The organism is Stenotrophomonas sp. 3diitr2024 (assembly GCF_042136455.1).
Lineage (GTDB): Bacteria > Pseudomonadota > Gammaproteobacteria > Xanthomonadales > Xanthomonadaceae > Stenotrophomonas > Stenotrophomonas sepilia.
Window position 1 is genome coordinate 1 of the sequence record NZ_JBHHMJ010000440.1, and the last position, 7184, is coordinate 7184.

General features: G+C 67.2%; 8 protein-coding genes. 2 read left to right on the forward strand and 6 right to left on the reverse strand.

What is annotated here, in order from left to right:
- Positions 1 to 67: 67 nt before the first annotated feature.
- The 4 genes from ABGA94_RS10835 to ABGA94_RS10850 all read right to left on the reverse strand — a co-directional run bounded on the left by ABGA94_RS10835 (position 68) and on the right by ABGA94_RS10850 (position 3075).
- Positions 68 to 460 carry a hypothetical protein gene (locus tag ABGA94_RS10835; protein WP_375367259.1) on the reverse strand — a complete coding sequence of 131 codons (393 nt, stop codon included), beginning with the start codon at positions 458 to 460 and terminating at the stop codon, positions 68 to 70.
- Positions 461 to 609: 149 nt separating this feature from the next.
- A complete protein-coding gene (gene adhP, locus ABGA94_RS10840; protein ID WP_061480462.1) occupies positions 610 to 1638 on the reverse strand; it encodes an alcohol dehydrogenase AdhP in 1029 nt (342 codons plus the stop codon).
- Positions 1639 to 1734: 96 nt separating this feature from the next.
- The gene (eda, locus tag ABGA94_RS10845; RefSeq protein WP_375367261.1) at positions 1735 to 2373 is read right to left on the reverse strand and encodes a bifunctional 4-hydroxy-2-oxoglutarate aldolase/2-dehydro-3-deoxy-phosphogluconate aldolase; all 639 of its coding nucleotides are present in this window, start codon (positions 2371 to 2373) and stop codon (positions 1735 to 1737) included.
- Between the two features lie 111 nt (positions 2374 to 2484).
- Complete coding sequence (locus tag ABGA94_RS10850; RefSeq protein ID WP_053496714.1) at positions 2485 to 3075, reverse strand: cysteine dioxygenase family protein; 591 nt, start codon at positions 3073 to 3075, stop codon at positions 2485 to 2487.
- A gap of 239 nt (positions 3076 to 3314) precedes the next feature.
- On the opposite strand from ABGA94_RS10850, the gene ABGA94_RS10855 reads away from it, so the two are divergent.
- Positions 3315 to 4370 (forward strand): LacI family DNA-binding transcriptional regulator, encoded by a 1056-nt coding sequence (locus tag ABGA94_RS10855; RefSeq protein ID WP_065179060.1) that lies wholly within the window; start codon positions 3315 to 3317, stop codon positions 4368 to 4370.
- Positions 4371 to 4475: 105 nt separating this feature from the next.
- Here ABGA94_RS10855 and phhA read toward each other — a convergent pair whose 3' ends face one another.
- Positions 4476 to 5369, reverse strand: coding sequence for a phenylalanine 4-monooxygenase (gene phhA / locus ABGA94_RS10860; protein ID WP_111129421.1), 894 nt, complete (start codon positions 5367 to 5369; stop codon positions 4476 to 4478).
- 125 nt (positions 5370 to 5494) lie between these two features.
- Between phhA and ABGA94_RS10865 the strand changes: the two genes are divergently transcribed.
- Positions 5495 to 5980, forward strand: a complete 486-nt coding sequence (locus tag ABGA94_RS10865; RefSeq protein ID WP_005411782.1) for an Lrp/AsnC family transcriptional regulator — start codon at positions 5495 to 5497, stop codon at positions 5978 to 5980.
- Positions 5981 to 6019: 39 nt separating this feature from the next.
- Here the strand turns inward: ABGA94_RS10865 and ABGA94_RS10870 are convergent, their stop codons facing one another.
- Positions 6020 to 7012 (reverse strand): patatin-like phospholipase family protein, encoded by a 993-nt coding sequence (locus ABGA94_RS10870; RefSeq protein ID WP_134955745.1) that lies wholly within the window; start codon positions 7010 to 7012, stop codon positions 6020 to 6022.
- Positions 7013 to 7184: the final 172 nt, after the last annotated feature.

A 7184-nucleotide genomic window follows, 5' to 3' on the forward strand; every position in this document is an offset into this window, starting at 1 on the left:
GGCCGCTGGCCGGCAACGGCAGGATGGCCGAGGTTGCCGGCCAGCGGCCGGCACTACCTGCATGCGCTCAGCGCGGATCGCGCGAGGGACGACGGCCGAACCACCAGCCGGCCAGCAGTTGCAACGGCAGCGACGCCAGCAGTGAAATGACGAACCAGAACGGGAAATCCGCACCCGCCGTCCACATGGCGTAGCCACAGCCCAGCGCGACCAGCGACCAGATCGAGAAGCCGTGCGATCGCGGCCAGCAGGGCGCGTAATAGGTGGCAAAGGAAACCCCGGCGATGCCACCGAGCACGCTGAAGGTGAGATCCCAGCCCAGCTGCACGCTGTTGTTGTCCGGCGACAGGCCCAGCAACGGTGGCAGCCAGCTGGCGACGCTGCTGACCAGCGCAAGCGACAGCACACCGCCGATCAGGGCAGCGAGGGACAGGAACAGGGTCTTGAGCACGCCAGGCATGCGCGCATTGTACGGCTGCGGCGGAGAACCCGGCATGCCGGCCAGCGACCGGCACTACCGAAATGTGGGGGGAACCGATCCGATGAATCGGCATGGCCGCCGCGTCCGTGGGAGAGGGGGACGGAGCGACGGCGGCCATGCACAGGGGGTCAGGCGGCGAAGTCGAGCACCACGCGGCCTTCGATGGTGCCCGCATGCATGCGCGCGAACACGTCGTTGATGTTTTCCAGGCGGTCGGTGCTGACCGTCGCCGCGACCTTACCCTCGGCGGCGAACTGCAGCGATTCCTGCAGGTCCAGGCGGGTACCGACGATCGAGCCGCGCACGGTAATGCCGTTGAGCACCATGCCGAAGATGTCCAGCGGGAAGTTGCCGGGCGGCAGACCATTGAGCGAGACAGTGCCGCCACGGCGCACCATGCCCAGTGCCTGTTCGAACGCCTTCGGCGATACCGCGGTGACCAGCGCACCGTGGGCGCCGCCGATTTCCTTCCTGAGGAACGCGGCCGGGTCGGTGGTGCGCGCGTTGACGGTGACCTGCGCGCCCAGCTGGCGGGCCAGTGCCAGCTTGGTGTCGTCCACGTCCACCGCAGCCACGTTCAGGCCCATCGCGCGGGCGTACTGTACGGCCATGTGGCCCAGGCCACCGATGCCGGAAATCGCCACCCAGTCACCGGGCTTGGTGTCGGTGACCTTCAGGCCCTTGTAGACGGTCACGCCGGCGCACAGCACCGGCGCGATCTCGACGAAGCCCACGTCCTTCGGAAGCAGGCCGACATAGTTGGCATCGGCCAGTGCGTACTCGGCGAAGCCGCCGTTGACCGAGTAGCCGGTGTTGCGCTGCGTCTCGCACAGCGTTTCCCAGCCACCCAGGCAGTGTTCGCAATGACCACACGCCGAGTACAACCAGGGGATGCCGACCCTGTCGCCTTCCTTGACGTGCCCTACCCCGCCTCCCACGGCCACGACGTGCCCCACGCCCTCGTGGCCGGGGATGAACGGCGGGTTCGGTTTCACCGGCCAGTCGCCCTCGGCGGCGTGCAGGTCGGTGTGGCAGACGCCACAAGCCTCGATCTTGACCAGTACCTCGCCCGCCCCCGGGCGCGGTACCGAGACTTCCTCGATCACCAGTGGCTTGCCGAACTCACGCACGACAGCGGCCTTCATGGTGGAATTCATGTTCGGATCTCCGTAGTGCGCTTGCCCACAGAATGACGCCGGCGCGAGGCCGGCGCTTTGATCACGATCAAACCTTTGAAGATCCGCGAAGCAGGTTCAGCTGGCCAGCACCGAGGCCTCGCGGGCCAGGCGCTCGATGGCGTCCCAGCCGCGGGTCTGCAGCAGCGCCGGGGTGGTCAGCCACGAACCGCCCACGCACAGCACGTTGGGCAGGTGCAGGAACTGCGGCGCGGTCTGCGCGCTGATGCCGCCGGTCGGGCAGAAGCGCACATCGGCGAACGGGCCGTGCCAGGCGGCCAGCAGCGCGGCGCCGCCGGCCTGCACGGCCGGGAAGAACTTGAAGGTGTCCGCGCCGTGCTCCAGGCCCTGGATCAGGTCCGAAGCGGTGGCAGCACCGGGCAGGTACGGCAGATCGGCATCACGCGCGGCCGCATACAGTGCCGGCGTGGCACCGGGGGAAACGGCAAAACGCGCACCGGCCTGCTTCGCCGCCTGCATCTGCGCGGCGTTGAGTACGGTGCCGGCACCGATCACCGCGTCCGGCACGGCCTCGACCATGGCCTTGATCGCATCCAGCGCCTGCGGCGTGCGCAGGGTCACCTCGATCACCGGCAGCCCACCACGGAACAGTGCCTGGGCTACTTCGACCGCTTCATTCACATCTTCAGGGGTGTACACCGGGATCACCGGTGCCAGCTTCAACAGCGCGCGCAGGCGCGGATCAGCGCTGGACATCGTCTTGCTCCTTGCCCGCCAGGGCATCGCGGATGCTGCCGGTGCCGGCAGCGCAGCGGCGCATGATGCCATGCGGACCGCGACGGTGCCCTGCTCCGCACCGCGCCGGATTCAGGCCGGGTCGGCCTGCAGCGCCTGGATGCGGCGCTGGTACCAGTCGCCACCGAGCGGATCGAACACCGCCGAGCGCTCCATCTGCGCCTCGTACACATGTACCGAGATCGCCAGGGCCTCATCGCTGGCATTGCGCAGGGTGTGGTACTCATGCGGGGGGATCAGGCTGCCGGCACTGCCGCAGCCCCCGCGCAGCGCGGCGTGGCGGCGGAAGCGCCAGCGCTCGCCGGCGCACTCCAGCAGCTCGTAACGGGTGATCTCCAGCTCGCCCAACCACACGCCCTCCACACACCACATGGCATCGTGGTCGTGCAGCGGCGTGCCCTGCCCTGGGCCCCAGCTCATGGCAATCACGCTGTAGCCGTGTTCGCGGCTGTGGTACAGCGGACGTCGCGCGTAATGATCACTGACCGGCCGATGCACGCATTCGGGCAACTCGATGCGGCTGTCGGTTATGGCTTCCTGCAGCGCCAGCTGCAGGTCGGCCGTGATGCGCTCGGGATCACCGGAGCTCATCGCCGCGTCGACTGCGGCGATCAACCGGTCGCGGCCACGGAACGGCGGAAACGGAGAAGTCTGCAGGTCCATGCCTCGAATGTAGCGGAGCATGGTTAAGGGAATGTTGGCGTTCGCGCGCGTCGCGTCCACATTCAGGGTGAATACGCGCGGAAGAACGATTCAGATGCAGAAGCAGTAGAGCGATCACAATGGAACCTTGCGCAGCAGAATCTGTCGAACACGACACGATTCAGATCCGCTGCGACATTCCGCAACTTCGCGCCCGACGGGCGCAAGGCTAGAATTCTCCGACTTACCTGGTTCTATACATGTCAGTGCGAACTATTAGCGATGCCGCGTTGCCGGCATCGAAGGGCAAGGCTGCCACGATCAACGACATCGCACGACTGTCGGGAGTTTCCAAGAAAACGGTTTCAAGAATCATCAACAACTCGCCGCTGGTGCGCAAGGACACCCGCGACAAGGTCGAGGCGTTGATGCGCGAGGTCGGTTACGTGCCCGATCCTCTCGCGCGCGGGCTGGCATTCCGCCGCTCCTTCCTGATCGGTCTGGTGTATGACGATCCCGGTGCCCAATGCATCGTCGACCTGCAGCACGGCGCGCTGGACGCGCTGCGCGGCACTGGCTATGAGCTGGTGGTGCACCCCTGCGACAGCCAGGATCCGGAATGCCCGCAGGGCGTGCGCCGTTTCGTGCAGCAGCAGAAGCTGCACGGCGTGATCCTGGGGCCGCGTGCGTCCGAATCGGCTGCGCTGGCGCAGATGCTCGATGACATCGACTGCCGCTACGTGCGCATCAACGCGCATGCCTCGGAGGATGAGAACCATGCCGTGGTCACCCATGACCGCGATGGTGCTGCCGCTGCGGCGGGCTACCTGCTTTCGCTTGGCCACCGCGACATCGCGGTGATCACCGGACCGGGTGACCGGCGTGCCGCGCGCGAACGGACGCATGGTTTCCTTGATCGGCTGGCGCAGGTCGGCCTGACCCTGCCCGGCGAGCGCGTGCTGGAAGCGGGCGACACCTTCGAGTCCGGCGTGCATGCCGCCGAACGGCTGCTGATGGGCGAGCAACGCCCCAGTGCGATTTTCGCCGGCAACGACGAAATCGCCGCAGGCGTGTACCAGGTGGCATTGCGTGCAGGCATCGCGGTGCCGCAGCAGCTGTCGATCGTCAGCTACGACGACAGCCCGTTGGCATCGCGGCTGTGGCCGCCGCTGACGTCGGTGCGTCGCCACGTCTCCGATATCGGCCGCACCGCCGCCGCCATGCTTGTCCAGGCCGACGTTCCCGACGCGCCGACCGCGGCCAGCGTGCATCCGCAGTTGATGGTGCGCGGGTCCTGCCGGGCCGTGGACGCCTGAGTGCCCTGCCCTCGCCTGCGTCGCTGCAGTGGCGCAGGCAGGCAACAACGAAAACGGCGCACCCATGTGCGCCGTTTTCAGTGCAAAGCCGTGCGCGTTGTGTGCTTACACGTCGCCGCCGTCGGCCCAGCCTTCGCCGTTGCCCTTCTGGAACACGCGGTCGTCGCCCTGCACTTCACCGGCCGGCAGATGCGCCTGGTTGGCCAGGGCCGCGTAGATCGGGGTGAAGTCCGGCGAGGTCGCCTGCATGAGCTGTTCGAAGCTGTCGATGACGAAGTAGGTCTTCTGGAAGGTGTCGATGCGGTACTTCGTGCGCATGATGCGCTGCAGGTCGAAGCCGATGCGGTTGGGCGCGGCCGATTCCAGCGAGTACAGCGACTCGCCCTTCGACGACACAATGCCGGCACCGTAGATGCGCAGGCCCTCGGGCGTATCGATCAGGCCGAACTCCACCGTGTACCAGTACAGGCGGGTCAGGTTCTGCAGCGCATCCGGGCCGATCGCGTGGGCTTTGACGCCGCCACGGCCGTATGCCTCCATGTAGTCGGCGAACACCGGGTTCATCAGCAGCGGTACGTGGCCGAACAGATCGTGGAACAGGTCCGGCTCGGCGATGTAGTCGATCTGGTCCGGGCGACGGATCCACCAGGTCACCGGGAAACGGCGGTTGGCCAGATGGTCGAAGAAATCCAGTTCCGGCAACAAGCCTTCAACGCCGACCAAGGTCCAGCCGGTGGCGGCGCCGAGCACTTCGTTGAGCTGGTCGAAGCGCGGAATCATGTGTGCGCTCATGCCCATCTCGTCCTGCGCATCCAGGAACTCCTGGCAGGCACGGCCGACCAGCAGCTCGCGCTGGCGCTGGTAAAGCGTGCTCCAGGTCGCGTGGTCGTCGGCGCTGTAAGTGTCCCATGGCTGCTCGACGAGCGCGGTGGTATACACCGGCACGTAGCCCTTGTCGGTCTGCTGGTGTTCGACGCGGCGGGGCTGGGCGAGGTCCATGCGGCACTCCTGGATGGGATACCCATGATGCTAGGGCAGGGGACGCGCAACAGGGTTGCAAAAGTTGCGCCGATTGGCCTTGTTGGCGCAATATCATTGCGTACTCACCATGTTGCGGGGCAACAATGGCCGGAGAAGTCCAGTTCGATCGCACGGATATACGCCTGCTGGCCGAAATCCAGCGGGATGGGCGCGCCACCAACGCCGAACTGGCGGCGCGGGTGAATCTCTCTCCTTCGGCCTGCCTGCGGCGGTTGCAGCGGCTGGAAAGCGAGGGCGTGATCGTCGGCTATGGCGCGCGGCTGGAGCCACGGCAGCTGCGGCTGGGCCTGCAGGCCTTCGTGCGCGTGCAGCTGGAAAAGCACGACCAGGCCGCCATCGGCCACTTCGTGGACAGCGTGCAGGCGTGGGACGAGGTGGTGGCCTGCCACGCGCTGACGGGTGACATGGACTACCTGCTGCACGTCTACGTGCGCGACCTGGAGCACTTCTCGCGCTTCCTGCTGGACCGGCTGCTCAATGCCGGTGGCGTGGCCGATGCCAATTCCAGCTTCGTGCTGCGCACGGTGAAGGGCTTCCAGGCGTTGCCGCTGTCGCAGCTGGAATCCTGAGCAACCACCGGGCGGGCCCGGTGGCCTGGCTTCAATGGATCAGCACTTGTCCTTGCGGCCGATCAGCTTGCCCAGGCGCGAGGCTTCCTCGCACTTCGGCGCGGCCACCGGTGCCGGTGCGGCTGCTGCGGCGCGCGCGCGCTGCAGCTGCTGGATCCTGGCGCGGATCTGCGGCATCGCTGCCATCGCAGCCTTTTCGCCTTCCAGGATCGCGGTGCCACGCTGGCTGAAATCGGCGGCACCGATGTCCAGTACCTTCGGGCGGATGACGATGTCGGCGCGCGCCAGTTCCTGCTCGCCCAGGCGCTGGCCCATGATCGAGATGGACTGGTTGACGATGCCCAGCATGTCGGTCGGCGCCTTGCCGCTGGCCTTGCTGGAGATGTCCACGGCGATCACGAAGTCGGCGCCGAGCTGGCGGGCGGCATCCACCGGCACCGGGCTGACCACGCCACCATCGATGTAGTTGCGGCCGCCGATCTTCACCGGCTCGAACACACCGGGAATGCTGCTCGACGCGCGCACTGCCTGGCCGACGTTGCCGCGCACGAAGATTGCGCGCTCGCCGGTTTCGAGCTGGGTGGCGACGGCGGCGAACGGCTTCTTCAGGCGCTCGGCGGGACGGTTGGCGACCTGCTCGTTGACGTAGTCCTGCAGCTTCTGGCCCTGCACCAGGCCACCGGAGAACAGGCGCACGTCGCGGATGCTGGCTTCGTCCAGCGCGACGGCCTTGCTCTGCATCTGGAAGGCATCCATGCCGCTGGCATACAGGGCGCCGACCACGCTGCCGGCGCTGGTGCCGGCGACCACGGCTGGCTCGAAGCCGTTGGCCTCCAGCATCTTGATCACGCCGATATGGGCAAAGCCTTTGGCCGCGCCGCCGCCCAGGGCGATGCCGATCTTCACCGGCTTGGCCTGCGGGACCACGGTCGGCGCAGGCGGTGGCGTGGGGCGGACCGGATCGCCACCGCAGCCGGCCAGCAGGCCGATCAGGGCGACGGACAGCAGCATGCGGGGGCGGAACAGGCTCATCGGCAGTGCGCGCGCGGCGCCGGATTCAGGAAAGGGCGCCAGCATACCGAAGCCGCGGCGGGGCGGGCAGGGTGGAAATATCGCCCATTCATAAAGGTAGTGCCGGCCGCTGGCCGGCAACCATAGGGAAACTGGCAACGGTCCACGGGGCTGCCGGCCAGCGGCTGGCACG